We start from the raw sequence: 17500 nt of genomic DNA, 5'->3' as shown, positions 1-17500 counted from the left end.
CACCTCATGAGAGGTGAAGAATTATCCGGTATTAGCACCAGACTTCCGGTGTTATCCCAGTCTTACAGGCAGGTTGCCCACGTGTTACTCACCCGTCCGCCGCTAACCATCAGGAGCAAGCTCCTAATGATTCGCTCGACTTGCATGTATTAGGCACGCCGCCAGCGTTCGTCCTGAGCCAGGATCAAACTCTCCGATAAGAGTATGAGTTAGCTCATAAATGTTACGTTGGCTAGTGAAGACTTGCTTCACTATATTTTTATTGTTGACGTTTTTGTTTGTTTAGTTTTCAAAGATCAATATCGCTTAGAAGCGACTTTATTAATATAACACTTTCAATTGTTGAAGTCAACAACTTTTTTTAAAATGTTATTTTGTCGTTCGCTGACGACCTTTATAATATTAAATGATTTACTCTCTTTGGTCAACCCCTTTTTCAAAAAAAATAAACTGCTGAAAACAGCTAGTTTATTTTTAAAGTACAAAATGCTGAATTGCTGCTAAAGCGACCAAACCAGGGATTCCTAGGAAGCCCGATACGGCAGACGTATAGACATTAATGGGAACATGGAGCCCATAACGGCTTCCTCCCACATTTAAGAAAAACAGCAGCAATGCCCCGATAAACAGTTTTATAACCGACTGGCCAACAAACCTTATTGGCTTAAATGGTGCTCCTGAAAATAATAGCAGTAAAATAAGGCCACCTAAGAAAGAAATTACATAAATTGGCTGCAACAAACATGTCCCCCTTATTACATAACTTGTACAACTAATTTATGAGTCAGATTCATAACATAGACCATTAAAAAAGATGTCCCAAAAAAAGACATCCTCATTTAGCAAATATTTATCGGTTCAATCGAATATTCCTGTGCTTGGCTTCCTTAAGCATAAAAAAGTATTTGGCCTCGGCAATCTTTGTTTCACAGATTACCTCTTCAGAAGGATCAAAGCTTTTTTCCAGCAGCTGCTTTTGCTGCTGCCAATTCATTTTATATTGATTCAAACCATTAATAAGCTTTTCATCAAATTCATCTCGAAGCCAGCTTTTTCGCTGAAAAAACATGGTTTACTCCCCCGTTAACTTATAATTCTCTTCGGCCTTCTATTGCTTTTGAAAGGGTAACCTCATCAGCATATTCAAGGTCGCCGCCAACCGGAAGCCCATGGGCAATCCTTGTCACTTTTATCCCGCTTGGTTTTAATAAGCGCGATATATACATGGCGGTTGCTTCCCCTTCAATATTTGGATTCGTTGCAAGAATAACCTCTTGTACCGTTTCATCCTGCAGCCGTTTTAAAAGATCGGGGATATTAATATCCTCAGGTCCAATACCATCCATTGGGGAAATTGCTCCGTGCAATACATGGTACAAGCCATTGAATTCCTTCATTTTTTCCATCGCAATAACATCCCTGGGGTCTTGTACCACACATATAGTGGTTTTATCCCGATGGGTGTCCTCACAAATATAACAAGGATCCTTATCTGTAATATGCCCGCATACAGAACAATAAGTCAGGTTGCGTTTTGCATTTACTAGGTTTTTTGCAAAATCTAGCACGATATCTTCTTTCATATCTAAGACAAAAAAGGCCAGTCGACCAGCCGTTTTCGGGCCGATACCTGGCAACTTCATAAAGCTGTCAATCAGCTTCGATATTGGTTCAGGATAATGCATTTTCTTAGTTCCTCTCTAGAAAGGAAGGTTCATTCCTTTTGTAAATTGTCCCATTGTGCTGTTTGTTAATTCCTCTGCCTTTTTCAACGCATCATTTGTTGCAGCTAAAATAAGGTCCTGAAGCATTTCAACATCTTCTGGATCAACTGCCTCTGGATTAATTTTTACATCAACAACTTCTTTATGGCCTGTTACAATAACAGTAACCATGCCGCCGCCTGCTGTTCCTTCAATTCTTTCTTCCCCGAGTTTATCCTGTGCTTCCATCATTTTCTTTTGCATTTTTTGTATTTGTTTCATCATGTTATTATTTCCGCCACGCATCATTTTTCATTACCTCCAATTTTTTAATCAACAATTTCAATAAATTCTTCACCAAACAACTTTTTCGCTTCAGCAATATGGGGTTCTTCAACTTTCTCTTCGCTTTCTTGAATCGAGTGATTGTTCAAGAAGCCTTCGCGAATGGAAGTCCATTGCTCTTCTGGTACTCCTAGAATCGCAAATCTATTACCTATCAACTGTTGAAATGACCCAATAATAGTTTGGATAAATGTAGGGTTATCCATCGCCATTTGACAGATCATTTCATGCTTAAATTTTATAATAAACGCATCGGCTGACGCAGCGATCGGCTCTGATTCATGTAATAAAGCAGCATGAGATGGCATTAGCTTTGACAACATTTCAGCCCAATGTCGTTTTATCTGGTTTAAATCATTCTTTGTTGCATGTTTTAATACCTCATTTATTTTTCCAACCTGAGGCTGGAAACTTTTCTTCGAGGTTCGCTGTGCAGGTCTTTTTACAGCGGGTGCTGACTCCTGCTGGATCGCAGCGCCGTTTATTTTTAGCTCGTTCAGTTCTCTTTCCAATTGGTCAATTTTTGAAAGCAACTGGCTTATTTCATTGGCCGGGACCTGCTCTGCGGGTCTTTGTTCCATTTGACATAATTTTACAATTGCCACTTCAAGAAAAATTCTCGGATGATTGGTCCAGCGCATTTCTTGCTGTGCTTTATTTAGTATATCTATAAGCTGATAAATTTGTTCTGCTTCTACCCTTTCTGCCATATTTTTAAAGTCATCATCCAATAAGATTCTCTCCATGGACTCCTCTAAGTTTGGTGCAGCTTTATATAGGAGCATATCTCGAAAATAAAGGATGAAGTCCTCTACAAAACGACCAGGGTCTTTCCCCTGGGATAAGAGTCCTTCTAATGCCTCTAAACCACTTACCACATTTTTTTCTACCATGGCACCGGCGAGCTTGTTCAAAAAGGATTGTGAAACAGAACCTGTAACGGTAAGGGCATCCTCTAGTGTAACACGGTCCTGGCTAAAAGAAATAGCTTGGTCTAATAAACTTAAGGCATCACGCATTCCGCCCTCAGCAGCCCTTGCGATCATTTTTAAAGCACGTTCGTCACAATCAACGCCTGTCTCATTCACAATCAGCTTCATTCGATTTACAATCGACTGAGCCGTAATCCGCTTAAAATCAAATCGTTGGCATCTCGAAATAATTGTCAGGGGGATTTTATGAGGTTCTGTCGTTGCTAAAATAAAGATGACATGCTTCGGTGGCTCTTCAAGGGTTTTTAAGAGTGCATTGAATGCTCCAATGGAAAGCATATGCACTTCATCAATAATATAAACCTTATATTTTGCTACACTTGGGGCATATTTAACTTTATCGCGGATATCACGAATTTCCTCGACTCCATTGTTTGAAGCTGCGTCAATTTCAATGACATCCGAAATGGATCCATCCGTAATTCCCCGGCATGTTGGACATTCATTACAAGGTTCACTGACAGGAGCCCGTTCACAGTTAACGGCTTTTGCCAGAATCTTTGCCGCACTTGTTTTTCCTGTACCTCTTGGGCCTGAAAAAAGATAGGCATGCGAGATTTTTTGTTGAAGCAGGGCGTTTTGCAATGTCTTTGTTACATGTTCCTGGCCGACTACGTCAATAAAAGCCTGCGGTCGCCAAACACGATATAATGCTTGATAAGCCAACTGACACAAGCCCCCTTCCAAATCATTATCTCTCCTATTATAACGTATCTAATTTAAATAATAAAAGTTAATATATACAAAAAACTCACCTCTAATTTAGAGATGAGTAATTGTTCTTATGTAATAACTGCCGTGCACCTTCCGTCGACTGACACCCATAAGCGTTACTTAAGCAGTTAGCTCGGCCCAGGCAACCCTGCGGCACATGAGAGATTCCACTTAATGCTGCTTCCTTCCGGACCTGACATGGTTCATGGATTCCCATTGCGCAGGACCCGGGCGTCAACACCACTTACTTAAGGCAGACCCTACAGGATATCAGCCTCAGGAAGGGATTCGGCCTCGCTAGAGCGGATTGCGAGTACAGGGCACCGCTACCTCCCCGCTTAGCACGGCAAAATTGATACCACTTTTTAAGTGCGTCGTATTTGACGCTTTTTCAGTATACTAAGTTTTATTGAAAAAAGCAATGTTTATCAATTGTAAAATACTGTAATTTCTATTCTTGTTTTGCCTGTTGTTTCTCCGCTTTCTTTCTTTTACGCAGCTGTTGGAAAAATCGAGTCAACATTTGACCGCATTCTTCTGCCAAAACACCTACGGTAACCTCACTTTGATGATTAAACCGTGGTTCCTGCAAAAGATTCATTAACGTGCCAGCACACCCGCCCTTTGGGTCAACAGCACCGTAAACCACTCGCTTAACTCTTGAAAGCATGATTGCACCCGAACACATCGGGCATGGCTCAAGCGTAACATATAGAGTTGTATCCTCCAGCCTCCATGTTCTTAATTCATGGCAGGCTTTATCAATTGCAAGTAGTTCAGCATGGGCAATGGAATTTTGCTGACTTTCACGCAGATTATGTGCCCGAGAGATCACCTCTCCGTTATAAACAATGACCGCACCAATTGGTACCTCATTTAAATCCTCAGCTTTTTTCGCTTCCTTTATTGCTTCCCTCATAAAAAATTCATCTTGATTGTATTCCTCTTCCATGAAAAACCACCTTTATATTCTATAGGCTGTGTTTAAGGGCGGAAATCAACAGCCAACTCTAACACAGCCATTCTATAAAAAATAAACATTTATCATTTATTCATTATTGCCCACATAGAATGATTGTAACGTATTTGCATAAGGAGGAATAGAAATGCAAATTCATGTTGTTCAAAGAAATGATTCAATTACCACGATTGCTAGGCAATACCATTCTACTGTTAAAGATATCGTAGAGGCTAATGATTTACCAAACCCCAATCATCTTGTTATTGGGCAAGCCATTGTAATCCCGATTATTGGCCAATTTTATACAGTAAAACAAGGAGATAGTATCTATACCATCGCACATAGATTTGGAGTTACACCCCAGCAGCTTGCCACCGTTAATCGCATTTCATTAAACCAGCACCTCAATGCAGGATTACGTCTTTATATTCCACAAGGCACCAAAAGATCAGCAGAGTTTAACGGTTATGTTGAACCTTCAGGGACTACTGTTTCACCGTCATTGGAAAGAAGTGCAAGAGAAGCAGGCCCTTATTTAACTTATTTAGCTCCATTTAGTTTCCATGTAGGACGTGATGGTTCACTAACACCACCGCCTCTTAACAACTTCCCGGCGATTGCCAGGGAACATCGCAATGTGCTGATGATGGTTCTTAATAACCAGGAACAAGGCCAATTCAGTGATGAATTGGGGAGAATTTTGCTCAATGATATGGCCGTTCAGGATAAATTTCTTAATAATATTGTTTCTACAGCCAAACAATATGGATTTAGAGATATCCATTTTGATTTTGAATACTTACGCCCTGTTGACCGCGAAGCCTATAATCGCTTTTTACGAAAGGCAAAAGATCGCCTTTCCCGTGAAGGTTGGTTTATGTCGACAGCCCTTGCACCAAAGACTAGTGCAACCCAAAAGGGAAAATGGTATGAGGGACATGATTATAAAGCCCATGGCCAAATTTCTGATTTTGTTGTCATTATGACTTATGAATGGGGTTATAGTGGCGGACCCGCAATGGCAGTTTCACCAATTGACCAGGTGAAGCGTGTTCTGGACTACGCTGTGACAGCCATCCCATCACGGAAAATTCTTATGGGTCAAAACCTGTATGGCTATGATTGGACCCTTCCTTTTAAACCCGGTACGATTGCAAAAGCTATTAGTCCCCAGGCTGCCATTCAGCTCGCAGCCCAGCATAATGTACCGATTGAATATGACACGAAGGCACAAGCACCACATTTCCGCTACAAAGCTGCAGATGGCAAACAACATGAGGTTTGGTTTGAGGATGCCCGTTCGATCCAAGCAAAGTTCAATTTAATTAAAGAAATGAATTTACGTGGTATGAGTTATTGGAAACTGGGTTTACCTTTCCCACAGAACTGGTTGCTCATTACCGATAATTTCAATGTTGAAAAAAAGAGCTGATTGCATAGAAAACTGCCATAATTCGGCGGTTTTCTATTTTTTTATTTTCATTCACTTTCTTGCTAATATTGGATAGCCAATCTGATGATTCTTTATGTTAAAATGTTCTTTGTGACCTTAGAAAAGCTATTAGAAATTTGCCAAAGTACGAAGAGATCAATCCTTAATAAATAGAAAATCTCCTTAGTAAGGCAGCTGTGAAGGAGGATACTTAAATGGGGGAAACACCCTTTATAACGGTTGAAGGGCCAATTGGTGTGGGCAAAACATCACTCGCCAGAGCCATTTCTCAACATTTTCAATTTGCTTTATTAAAAGAAATCGTCGATGAAAATCCATTTTTGGGGAAATTTTATGAAAATATCGAAGAATGGAGCTTCCAAACTGAGATGTTTTTCCTTTGCAATCGCTACAAGCAATTGGGGGATATTAATACACATTACTTAAGCAAAAAAAAGGCTGTCGTAGCTGATTATCATATTTTTAAAAACCTCATATTTGCCCAAAGAACTTTAGATCGGGAAGAATACCAAAAGTACTACCAAATTTATCAAGTGTTGACAAAGGATATGCCTAAACCAAATGTGATCATCTATCTCAATGCGAGTCTGGATACATTATTATCGCGTATTCAATTAAGAGGGCGGGAAATCGAAAAAAACATCAGCCCCTTATACCTAGAGCAGTTATCGCTTGATTATGAAGAAGCAATCAATCGATTTGAAATGAATCATCCTGAAATACCTGTCCTGCGCTTTAATGGAGATGAAATGGACTTTGTTAAAAACGAAAACGACCTGCAGCATATTTTAGAAACACTATATTCATCTTTTCAATCTAACAGCTGGACAAACACTATCTTGGAATAGGAGAAATGACTGTGAGCATAGTTATTGGCGGAATGATAGGCCTTGGCAAAACGAGTGTGGCGGATACATTACATGCACATTTTCAAAATCGGGGAATTAATAGTAAGGTTTTTTATGAAGAAGTGGACGATAATCCAATTCTGCCTCTTTATTATCAATTAACAAATGAAGAACTTGAAGCACGAAGAATTCCCTTTCTGCTTCAGCTCTTTTTTCTAAACAAACGATTCAAAACAGTAAAAGACTGCGTAAGCTGGCATGAGCCTATCTTCACCATTCAGGACCGTTCTATTTATGAAGATTGGTATTTTGCCTATGTAAACAAAGGCTTAGGCAGAATATCCAACTTGGAATTTAAAATTTACGAAGATCTTGTTGAGAATATGATGGAAGAATTAAATGAACTTCCAAAAAAGGCCCCTGATTTAATGGTCTACTTAAAGGGCTCCTTTGATACCGTACTTGACCGGATTATGTCGCGCGGCCGCAGCTTCGAAATTAATCCAGAGCTTAAAGAATACTATTTCGAGGTTTGGAAAGGATACGACGACTGGGTAATGAACAAATATGATGCAAGCGATGTGCTGGTCGTTGACATGGATACCACCGATGTCATCAAAAAACCCGTTGATGCCATTAGGATTTGTGATCAAGTTGAGGAAAAACTAATACACCTTCTTAAGATAGAAACGAGGATCGGCTAAATTGCCGATCTTTTTTTCGACGACAAAAAAAAATCCACTGCAACTACGGCAGTAGATTTTCCATCTCCAGTTTTTATGCGCATAGGTTAATTCTAAAGTTGAATGGCGGAGGAAGAGGGATTCGAACCCCCGCGCGGTTTAACCCGCCTGTCGGTTTTCAAGACCGATCCCTTCAGCCGGACTTGGGTATTCCTCCATATTCGACAAAAAATAATTTAACACATCCAAAATTAAATGTCAACAAAATGTCATACTTTTTTAAACAGAATACATTAGCAAAAGTTGGTCCCCTCCCTAAAGAGAGAACCTAGACAATTATTCTGGCTGGATGGAAGTACGATTTCCCATATATGGGCGCAGTACTTCTGGAATAATAACACTGCCATCTTCCTGTTGGAAGTTCTCCAAAATGGCGGCAACTGTTCTTCCAATCGCAAGTCCTGAACCATTTAAGGTGTGCACAAACTCCAATTTCGCTTTTGGATCACGACGGAAGCGAATATTGGCACGTCTAGCCTGGAATGCCTCAAAGTTACTGCAAGAAGAGATCTCGCGGTAAACATTAGCACTTGGAATCCAAACCTCAATATCATATTTCTTTGCAGCTGTAAAACCCAGATCACCCGTACACATGCTAAGAACATGATAAGGAAGACCAAGTAATTGTAATACTTTTTCTGCATTGTTTGTCAGTTTTTCAAGCTCTTCATAGGATTCCTCAGGCTTTACGAACTTAACTAATTCTACTTTATTAAATTGATGCTGACGAATTAAGCCTCTTGTATCACGGCCGGCAGAACCTGCTTCTGAACGGAAGCATGCACTATAGGCAGCATATTTGATAGGGAGCTCTTCGCCACTAAGGATTTCATCTCTATGCATGTTTGTTACAGGTACCTCTGCGGTTGGAATAAGGAAGTAGTCCATATCGCTGACCTTAAAAGCATCCTCTTCAAACTTTGGTAGCTGTCCAGTTCCAATCATGCTGGCACGGTTGACCATATATGGCGGCAGAACTTCCTTATAGCCATGCTCATCCACATGAAGGTCAAGCATAAAGCTAATAAGGGCACGCTCTAAACGAGCTCCAAGCCCTTTGTAAAAAACAAAGCGGCTGCCAGTGACCTTCCCAGCCCGTTCAAAATCAAGAATACCAAGTTTCTCGGCAACTTCCCAATGTGGCTTAGGCTCAAAGCCAAATTCAGGAACAGTTCCCCATTTGCGAATCTCGATATTTTCATCCTCAGTATCCCCAACTGGAACACTTTCATGTGGGATATTAGGAATACTTAGTAACAATTGTTCAAGTGTTTCCTCCACCCCACGCAGTTCATCATCTATGCCTTTAATTTTGTCGCCAACTTCCCTCATTTCAGCAATGAGATGGTCAGCATCTTTCTTTTCGCGTTTTAAGAAAGCAACCTGTTGGGACACTTCATTCCGCTTACTTTTTAGTGCCTCCGAATCAACAATTAATTCTCTTCTTCTTACGTCCAATTCTTCAAACTTTCCAAAGTCAGTTAAATCTTCACCACGGTGCTGCAGTTTTTCCTTCACTTCAGCAAAATTTGCCCGCAATAGTTTTACATCAAGCATTTAATACACTCCCTTTAAAGAATAGGCTGTGTTAAATTTGGCTGTTGATTTCCGCTCTGAGCACTCGCTTTCCGAGGGGAGGTCCTGGAGCCTCCTCGGCGCCTTAGCGCCTGTGGGGTCTCCAGTCTCTATATCCCGCAGGAGTCGAGTGCCCTCCGCTTCAATCAACAGGGTTAAAAAATCAATAATGACCATTAACACAGCCTAAAAAATAAAAAACTCCCGCCCCTAAAAACAGGGACGAGAGTTACCCGCGTTACCACCCTGGTTGACAGATTTCTGTCCACCTCGAAATTTTTTAACGGAATTAATCCGAAAGTACTTACTTACTCCTAAACGAGTGTTCCGCACTTTACTTAAGGATGGATTCACAAGCACCATTCACCGATTTCCACCAGCCATCGGCTCTCTTTAGAATGAAATATCTTGCTACTAGTTCCTCTCATTGCTTTTGCCAATATTTTATTATAATCTACTATAATTATCAGCGACGTGCAACCAAATTATTCCGATTTTTTCGTTTTTGCCTCTTTTACCATATCGACAAAATATGAAGTGAAGCGATAGTCTTCGGTTAATTCGGGATGGAAGGAACAACCAAGGAATTGGCCTTCTCTTGCAACGACAATTCGGTCATCATGCTTACAAAGTATTTCGACATTTTCGCCTACATCGACAATATGTGGCGCCCGGATAAATACTGCTGGATAACAATCAGCAACATCTTTTATCTCAAGGTCTGCCTCAAAACTTTCGCGCTGGCGGCCAAAGGAATTACGTTCTACCGTCACGTCCATTACCCCAATATGCGGATTATCATACCCAACAAGATTTTTTGCTAACAAAATTAACCCTGCACATGTACCGAACATTGGCTTTCCTTCGTCTGCAAACTCTTTAAGGGCATCCATAAAATCATATTTGTCAATCAGGCGACGCATCGTAGTACTCTCACCGCCTGGAAGAATTAAACCATCGACATCTTTCAATTCTTCTTTATGTTTAATTTCAACAGCTTCTACACCACAATTTTCGACAGCCTTGATATGTTCGCGAACTGCCCCTTGCAGTGCAAGTACACCTATTTTAACCATTTTAAAAAGACTCCCTTACCAGCCGCGATCTTGCATACGATCCTGAGGTGCAAGTGATGAAATTTCAATACCCTTCATGGCTGTACCTAGGTTTTTCGAAACTTCAGCAATTAATTTGTAATCTTGGTAATGTGTAGTTGCTTCTACGATTGCTCTTGCAAATTTCGCAGGATTATCTGATTTGAAAATACCAGAACCAACGAATACTCCGTCTGCACCAAGCTGCATCATTAAGGCTGCATCAGCAGGTGTTGCTACACCGCCAGCGGCAAAGTTAACAACTGGAAGACGTCCAAGACGTTTGATTTGAACAAGAATTTCATAAGGTGCACCTAAAAGTTTTGCTTCTGTCATAAGCTCATCTTCACTCATAGCTACAACTTTGCGAACTTGTGCATTTACCTTACGCATATGACGAACAGCTTCAACAATGTTTCCTGTTCCTGGCTCACCTTTTGTACGAAGCATCGAAGCACCTTCGCCAATACGACGAGCAGCTTCACCAAGGTCACGGCAACCACAAACAAATGGAACAGTAAATTCCTTTTTATTTAAATGGAACTCTTCATCTGCTGGTGTTAATACTTCACTCTCGTCAATATAATCAGCACCTAATGCTTCAAGAATACGCGCTTCAACAATATGGCCAATTCTTGCTTTTGCCATTACTGGGATTGTAACAGCATTCATAACTTCCTCAATAATTGTTGGGTCAGCCATTCTTGCTACGCCACCAGCAGCACGAATATCAGATGGTACACGCTCTAATGCCATTACTGCTACAGCACCAGCTTCTTCCGCAATTTTTGCTTGTTCAGCATTGACAACGTCCATTATAACGCCGCCTTTTTGCATTTCTGCCATTCCACGTTTAACTCGATCTGTTCCTAATTCCATTGTAAAATCCCCCTCTAGCTTATTTTCCTCAAAAATTAGCCCTTTATAATCAACAATAAAGAAATATTATTAATTTAATCGGAATTATGCCCATATTGACAATAAACAACAAAAAGGGACTTCTGTCAAGGCAGAAATCCCTTTTTCCGACTAAAACCAACCTTTTACAGTAGATCCAATTCCACCAAAGAGGTTCCCGAAGAATCCGCCTATTCCTCTCATCATAAGAACAAATCCATTCGCTTTTTCTACATCCTGAGTAGCAACAACATCAGCCGAAAGTCTCTTTTGGCCATCTGCAGTTAAGAAATTGATCTTTTCACCATTTTTAGGTTGAACTGTAAGATAACCGATTGTTTCACCCTTCTTAATTGGTGCGTTAAGTTCGCCATTTTTATTAAGCTTCGATTTTTCTAAGACTAATACTGGCTGATAATTCTTTTGTTCCCCGTTTTGTACCGTCATGGTTAAAGGAGCATTTGTAGAAATAGCAACCTCTTTACTTTTACCATTTACCACTTTTACAGTATTATGCCCTTTTACTTGATAATTCTTAGGAACAATTTGTTCTTTTGAATAATTGCTGAAGGCATAATCCATCATTTTTCTTGTCTCATCAAAGCGTGCTTTATAGCCGCCGTTTCCACTGCCATCTGTGGCATTTTGAACAACGGTAATAAATCTCTTTCCATCTCTCATTGCCGTACCTGTAAAGCAATAACCTGCATAATCAGTGGTTCCTGTTTTTAAGCCATCCATTCCTTGGTATCCATAGACTAAGGAAGGAAGCATCCAGTTCCAGTTATCCATTTTTGTACCTTCAATAAATGTCTTGGAAGGGATACTGGATGTTTTTAAAACATCCGGGAAATCATTAATCAAATGAAAAGCAAGTGTGGCAAGACCGCGCGCTGACATTTGATTCTCTTCATCAGGGCCTGTCCCGCTTGGCTGCATGCCTTGATAATCTTTGTTATTTAATCCACTACAGTTAACAAATTTATAATCTTTAATACCTAGCTTCTTTGCATAGCTATTCATCATTTTTAAAAAGTTTGTTTCAGAGCCAGCGATTGTTTCAGCAAGGGCAATCGTTGCACCGTTTGCTGAATAAATAGCCATAGCTTGATACAAATCGCGAATTTTGTATTTTCCATCACGGCGCAAAGGAACATTAGATAAACTTCTGTTTTGCGAAATTTTATAAGCTAAGTCGCTGACATTGTATGTTTGATCCCACTTCACTTTTCCCTGCTTGATTGAATCGAGTAGGATATACTCTGTCATCATCTTAGACATACTCGCAATACCTAGCAAACTATCAGCGTTTTTTTCATATAAAACTTGACCTGTCTTTCCATCAACCAAGATTGCTCCTGCAGCATTAACATTAAGGTTTGCTTGTGCCTCTGCTTTGTTGTTAAAACCAGACAGGATGCCAAAGAATAAGATGATTGCCAATCCACTGGCAATACATTTTTGATAAAACTTTTTGTTCACTTTAACGCCCTCCAACGAATTAATCACACGTTTGTTATTTTATCATAAGTGCTTCACAAATAATAGGCAGAGTATAGTCCTATCTTTTTACCAATTTTTAAAGTAAGGCCGACCGCACGGCCGCTTTATAAAGAAAACTCGCCGATTGGCGAGTCTGGCTAAAAAGGAGGGAAGACCCTCCTCATTTGTTTTACGATAACGAATAGTTAGGTGCTTCTTTCGTGATTTGAACATCATGCGGATGACTTTCTCTTAAACCTGCACCTGTCATTCGGATAAATTGAGCATCTTCTCTAAGTGCTAGAAGATCCTTTGAACCACAGTATCCCATCCCGGCACGAAGACCGCCAACAAGCTGATAAATTGTTTCAGCTAGTGGTCCTTTATATGGAAGACGTCCCTCGATGCCTTCTGGTACAAATTTTTTCGCATCCTCTTGGAAATATCGATCCTTCGATCCTTTTTCCATTGCGGCAACTGAACCCATGCCGCGGTATACCTTGAAGCGGCGTCCTTGGAAAATTTCCGTTTCACCAGGGCTTTCAGAAACACCTGCTAATAAACTGCCCAGCATTACGGCATGTCCGCCTGCTGCCAAGGCTTTCACGACATCACCTGAATATTTGATACCGCCATCAGCAATAATCGTCTTGCCAAGTTTTTTTGCTTCAAGGGCACAATCATAAACGGCTGTTATTTGTGGAACTCCTACACCTGCAACAACCCTTGTTGTACAAATGGAGCCAGGTCCAATTCCAACCTTAACAATATCCGCACCTGCTTCAATTAATGCCTTAGTTGCCTCTGCGGTTGCAACATTTCCAGCAATAATTTTTAAATCTGGATAAGCTCTTCTGATCTCCTTAACCATATCAAGAACGCCTTTAGAGTGGCCATGGGCTGTATCGATTACAATTACATCAACATTGGCTTTAACAAGCCCAGCAACCCTCGCCATGGTGTCTGATGTTACCCCTACTGCGGCTCCTGCCAATAAACGCCCTTGCTTGTCTTTTGCAGAATTAGGAAACTCAATAACTTTTTCAATATCCTTTATGGTAATTAACCCTTTTAAAATTCCATGATCATCAACAAGTGGAAGTTTCTCGATTTTATGCTTTTGCAGAAGGAGTTCTGCCTCTTTTAAGGTAGTTCCAACAGGAGCAGTTACCAGCTCTTCTTTTGTCATGACATCAGAAATTATCAGCGAATAATCTTGAATAAACCGTAGATCCCTATTGGTAATGATTCCAACTAGTCTTTGTTCATCAAGATTATTAACAATTGGAACCCCTGAGATGCGATATTTTGCCATTAAATGCTCAGCATCATAAACTTGGTGTTCAGGAGTTAAGAAAAATGGATCGGTAATAACACCACTTTCTGATCGTTTTACCTTTTCAACCTGCTCTGCCTGCTGATCGATGGTCATATTCTTATGAATGACACCTAATCCGCCTTGGCGCGCCATTGCAATTGCCATTTCCGCCTCTGTTACTGTATCCATTCCGGCACTAATGATTGGAATATTTAGCTTAACGCCAGCCGCAAGCTCAACACTGAGGTCAACATCACGAGGCAGTACTTCCGATTTTCCAGGAATCAACAATACATCATCAAACGTTAATCCTTCTTTTGCAAATTTACTCACTTTTTTTCCCCCCGAACTAAAAATTATTATTAGTAGGTTATCAATTGGACAAAATACTGTCAAGAAAGAAAAATTAATTTGATTTTTCAAAAAAAGGGGATTGAAACAATGGATATTCGATTTAATGGCTGGAAAGGTTATTCATTCCTCTTTTCAGCTGAAAATACCCAGGTATTTTTAAAAAATAAATATCTTAAGCAGCACATTGAAAACCCCGAGCAAAAAGCCTTTGAAAATTGTTATGCCTTTATTTATTATTTGGAACATGGTCAAGTTTATTATAAACAAGCTGAAAATTCTCCGCTAATAATAAAACCAATTCTCCTATTTTATGGGCTTGTCCATTTGCTAAAGGCATGTATTTTAACCATTAATCCTTTATATCCAGAAAACACTTCTGTCCTCGCACATGGGGTAACAACTAGAAAAAGAAAAAAGCAAAACTATCAATTTTTCCAAGACGAAATTAAATTTCAAAAAAATGGACTTTTCCCCTATATGTCAGAAACGTTGTTTCACATGGAACAATTAGAGGGAGATAAACTATCGATGGGAGATTTATTACAGATGCTGCCTGAGCTTGATGATCTTTTTGGAAGGCTTGAAGGGATGAAAAATTTTGTTAAGGTAGCTGCTCAGAGTGACCAATTTATTATTTCGGAAAAACTCCTTGATCACTTTCATATGAGTGAAAATCGACTAAAAGAGTTTTTATCGGCCAAATTCAAAGATCTATTTTTATTTTCTGATGAGGGTCTTACGTTTTCATTTGGGGATTCAGCTTTTCGAAGACCTTGTCCGATCAAATATCATCTCGAAGATAAATACTTTGCATTTCCGATACATAAGCATAATTTTTTTCATTTACCTGAACTGCTTGTTCATTACTTACTTTTGTATAACTTAAGTATGATTGCCCGCTATGAAACAGAATGGTGGGGGGAATTGACGAAAATGACGCCAACAAAGGATTATCCGTTTATTAATACATTTTTGGATCTAACTATTGAAAAGGGACCTTTTTTGATTTATCAGTATTTGGTGGGTGAATTTTAGATAAGTGGAGAGACTTCGTAAATCCGTTTTGCGGGATTTACGGTGGGTGCGGATATATCGGGGAGTTCGGATAAAGGTTTTAAGTTTACGGATATATCAAGAAATGTTCGGATATAAATGCAAAGTTTACGGATATATCGGGGAGTTCGGATAAAGGTTTTAAATTTGCGGATATATCAAGAAATGTTCGGATATAAATGCAAAGTTTACGGATATATCGGGGAGTTCGGATAAAGGTTTTAAGTTTACGGATATATAGAGAAATGTTCGGATATAAATGCAATATTTACGGATATAATATCGTATCAAACAACTATAGACCGTTATGCAAAATTGTATCTTATTATACAAAAAAGACAACCTACATCAGGTTGTCTTTTTTGTGCCTGGCAACGTCCTACTCTCACAGGGACTTTCGTCCCAACTACCATCGGCGCTGAGAAGCTTAACTTCCGTGTTCGGTATGGGAACGGGTGTGACCTTCTCGCCATTATTACCAGACTTATTGAATTGAGGTTCATTCCCTCAAAACTAGATAATCAGAAGAAGTGTAAAGAACGAATAATCATTACTATTGGTTAAGTCCTCGATCGATTAGTATCAGTCAGCTCCACACGTCACCGCGCTTCCACCTCTGACCTATCAACCTGATCATCTTTCAGGGATCTTACTAGCTTGACGCTATGGGAAATCTCATCTCGAGGGGGGCTTCATGCTTAGATGCTTTCAGCACTTATCCCGTCCGCACATAGCTACCCAGCGATGCCTTTGGCAAGACAACTGGTACACCAGCGGTGCGTCCATCCCGGTCCTCTCGTACTAAGGACAGCTCCTCTCAAATTTCCTGCGCCCACGACGGATAGGGACCGAACTGTCTCACGACGTTCTGAACCCAGCTCGCGTACCGCTTTAATGGGCGAACAGCCCAACCCTTGGGACCGACTACAGCCCCAGGATGCGATGAGCCGACATCGAGGTGCCAAACCTCCCCGTCGATGTGGACTCTTGGGGGAGATAAGCCTGTTATCCCCAGGGTAGCTTTTATCCGTTGAGCGATGGCCCTTCCATGCGGAACCACCGGATCACTAAGCCCGACTTTCGTCCCTGCTCGACTTGTAGGTCTCGCAGTCAAGCTCCCTTGTGCCTTTACACTCTGCGAATGATTTCCAACCATTCTGAGGGAACCTTTGGGCGCCTCCGTTACTCTTTAGGAGGCGACCGCCCCAGTCAAACTGCCCACCTGACACTGTCTCCCACCCCGATAAGGGGTGCGGGTTAGAATTTCAATACAGCCAGGGTAGTATCCCACCAATGCCTCCACCGAAGCTGGCGCTCCGGCTTCAAAGGCTCCTACCTATCCTGTACAAGCTGTACCAAAATTCAATATCAGGCTACAGTAAAGCTCCATGGGGTCTTTCCGTCCTGTCGCGGGTAACCTGCATCTTCACAGGTACTATAATTTCACCGAGTCTCTCGTTGAGACAGTGTCCAGATCGTTACGCCTTTCGTGCGGGTCGGAACTTACCCGACAAGGAATTTCGCTACCTTAGGACCGTTATAGTTACGGCCGCCGTTTACTGGGGCTTCGATTCAGAGCTTCGCTTGCGCTAACCCCTCCTCTTAACCTTCCAGCACCGGGCAGGCGTCAGCCCCTATACTTCGCCTTGCGGCTTCGCAGAGACCTGTGTTTTTGCTAAACAGTCGCCTGGACCTATTCACTGCGGCTCTTCAGGGCGATTAACCCCAAAGAGCACCCCTTCTCCCGAAGTTACGGGGTCATTTTGCCGAGTTCCTTAACGAGAGTTCTCTCGCTCACCTTAGGATTCTCTCCTCGCCTACCTGTGTCGGTTTGCGGTACGGGCACCTTTTATCTCGCTAGAGGCTTTTCTTGGCAGTGTGGAATCAGGAACTTCGGTACTATATTTCCCTCGGCATCACAGCTCAGCCTTTACGGTGAACGGATTTTCCTATTCACCAGCCTAACTG

15 protein-coding genes, 1 tRNA gene, 3 rRNA genes, 1 other RNA gene and 1 other annotated feature (2 of these 21 cut by a window edge) are annotated in these 17500 nt (G+C 40.9%); of the genes, 4 read left to right on the top strand and 16 right to left on the bottom strand.

Features of this window, described 5'->3' with window-relative positions; translation table 11 throughout:
- The 8 genes from RCG17_RS13330 to tadA all read right to left on the bottom strand — a co-directional run.
- Positions 1–200: ribosomal RNA gene (locus RCG17_RS13330) — 16S ribosomal RNA — on the bottom strand (it extends 1350 nt beyond the left edge of the window).
- Between the two features lie 274 nt (positions 201–474).
- Positions 475–738 carry a pro-sigmaK processing inhibitor BofA family protein gene (locus RCG17_RS13325; protein WP_308175841.1) on the bottom strand — a complete coding sequence of 88 codons (264 nt, stop codon included), beginning with the start codon at positions 736–738 and terminating at the stop codon, positions 475–477.
- 112 nt (positions 739–850) lie between these two features.
- On the bottom strand, positions 851–1069 hold the full coding sequence (locus RCG17_RS13320) for a YaaL family protein (protein WP_308175588.1): 219 nt from the start codon (positions 1067–1069) through the stop codon (positions 851–853).
- Between the two features lie 19 nt (positions 1070–1088).
- Positions 1089–1685 carry a recombination mediator RecR gene (recR, locus tag RCG17_RS13315; protein ID WP_308175587.1) on the bottom strand — a complete coding sequence of 199 codons (597 nt, stop codon included), beginning with the start codon at positions 1683–1685 and terminating at the stop codon, positions 1089–1091.
- Positions 1686–1700: 15 nt separating this feature from the next.
- Positions 1701–2012: a YbaB/EbfC family nucleoid-associated protein gene (locus RCG17_RS13310; RefSeq protein WP_374120929.1), complete on the bottom strand. Its 312-nt coding sequence runs from the start codon at positions 2010–2012 to the stop codon at positions 1701–1703.
- A gap of 20 nt (positions 2013–2032) precedes the next feature.
- Complete coding sequence (dnaX, locus tag RCG17_RS13305; RefSeq protein WP_308175586.1) at positions 2033–3706, bottom strand: DNA polymerase III subunit gamma/tau; 1674 nt, start codon at positions 3704–3706, stop codon at positions 2033–2035.
- Positions 3707–3836: 130 nt separating this feature from the next.
- An RNA gene (gene ffs / locus RCG17_RS13300) (signal recognition particle sRNA large type) lies at positions 3837–4101 on the bottom strand.
- A gap of 104 nt (positions 4102–4205) precedes the next feature.
- Entirely contained in the window at positions 4206–4706 is a 501-nt protein-coding gene (tadA, locus tag RCG17_RS13295) for a tRNA adenosine(34) deaminase TadA (RefSeq protein ID WP_308175585.1), read from the bottom strand.
- A gap of 154 nt (positions 4707–4860) precedes the next feature.
- Here tadA and RCG17_RS13290 point away from each other — a divergent pair, with 154 nt between their 5' ends.
- From RCG17_RS13290 to RCG17_RS13280, 3 genes are all read left to right on the top strand, one after another.
- Positions 4861–6147, top strand: coding sequence for a LysM peptidoglycan-binding domain-containing protein (locus RCG17_RS13290; RefSeq protein WP_308175584.1), 1287 nt, complete (start codon positions 4861–4863; stop codon positions 6145–6147).
- A 215-nt stretch (positions 6148–6362) separates the two neighbouring features.
- Complete coding sequence (locus RCG17_RS13285) at positions 6363–7016, top strand: deoxynucleoside kinase (RefSeq protein WP_308175583.1); 654 nt, start codon at positions 6363–6365, stop codon at positions 7014–7016.
- Between the two features lie 11 nt (positions 7017–7027).
- Positions 7028–7720: a deoxynucleoside kinase gene (locus tag RCG17_RS13280; RefSeq protein WP_374120928.1), complete on the top strand. Its 693-nt coding sequence runs from the start codon at positions 7028–7030 to the stop codon at positions 7718–7720.
- Positions 7721–7823: 103 nt separating this feature from the next.
- Here the strand turns inward: RCG17_RS13280 and RCG17_RS13275 are convergent.
- The 6 genes from RCG17_RS13275 to guaB all read right to left on the bottom strand — a co-directional run bounded on the left by RCG17_RS13275 (position 7824) and on the right by guaB (position 14458).
- Positions 7824–7916: transfer RNA gene (locus RCG17_RS13275), tRNA-Ser, on the bottom strand.
- Positions 7917–8035: 119 nt separating this feature from the next.
- Positions 8036–9316 carry a serine--tRNA ligase gene (serS, locus tag RCG17_RS13270; protein WP_308175581.1) on the bottom strand — a complete coding sequence of 427 codons (1281 nt, stop codon included), beginning with the start codon at positions 9314–9316 and terminating at the stop codon, positions 8036–8038.
- A gap of 233 nt (positions 9317–9549) precedes the next feature.
- Positions 9550–9771, bottom strand: a binding site (T-box leader).
- A 48-nt stretch (positions 9772–9819) separates the two neighbouring features.
- On the bottom strand, positions 9820–10410 hold the full coding sequence (gene pdxT, locus RCG17_RS13265; RefSeq protein WP_308175580.1) for a pyridoxal 5'-phosphate synthase glutaminase subunit PdxT: 591 nt from the start codon (positions 10408–10410) through the stop codon (positions 9820–9822).
- 15 nt (positions 10411–10425) lie between these two features.
- Positions 10426–11307, bottom strand: coding sequence for a pyridoxal 5'-phosphate synthase lyase subunit PdxS (gene pdxS, locus RCG17_RS13260; RefSeq protein ID WP_308175579.1), 882 nt, complete (start codon positions 11305–11307; stop codon positions 10426–10428).
- 150 nt (positions 11308–11457) lie between these two features.
- Positions 11458–12780 carry a serine hydrolase gene (locus tag RCG17_RS13255; protein ID WP_374120957.1) on the bottom strand — a complete coding sequence of 441 codons (1323 nt, stop codon included), beginning with the start codon at positions 12778–12780 and terminating at the stop codon, positions 11458–11460.
- 217 nt (positions 12781–12997) lie between these two features.
- Positions 12998–14458: an IMP dehydrogenase gene (guaB, locus tag RCG17_RS13250; protein WP_308175577.1), complete on the bottom strand. Its 1461-nt coding sequence runs from the start codon at positions 14456–14458 to the stop codon at positions 12998–13000.
- 108 nt (positions 14459–14566) lie between these two features.
- On the opposite strand from guaB, the gene RCG17_RS13245 reads away from it, so the two are divergent.
- Positions 14567–15514, top strand: coding sequence for a YaaC family protein (locus RCG17_RS13245; protein WP_308175576.1), 948 nt, complete (start codon positions 14567–14569; stop codon positions 15512–15514).
- A 384-nt stretch (positions 15515–15898) separates the two neighbouring features.
- Here the strand turns inward: RCG17_RS13245 and rrf are convergent.
- A 5S ribosomal RNA gene (rrf, locus tag RCG17_RS13240) occupies positions 15899–16015 on the bottom strand.
- A gap of 73 nt (positions 16016–16088) precedes the next feature.
- Positions 16089–17500, bottom strand: a 23S ribosomal RNA gene (locus tag RCG17_RS13235); it runs 1525 nt beyond the window's last position.

Origin of the sequence: Neobacillus sp. PS3-12 (assembly GCF_030915385.1) — a bacterium.
In the GTDB taxonomy this organism is placed as follows: domain Bacteria; phylum Bacillota; class Bacilli; order Bacillales; family Cytobacillaceae; genus JAEVLT01.
This window is presented reverse-complemented; position numbering and strand designations above follow the sequence as displayed.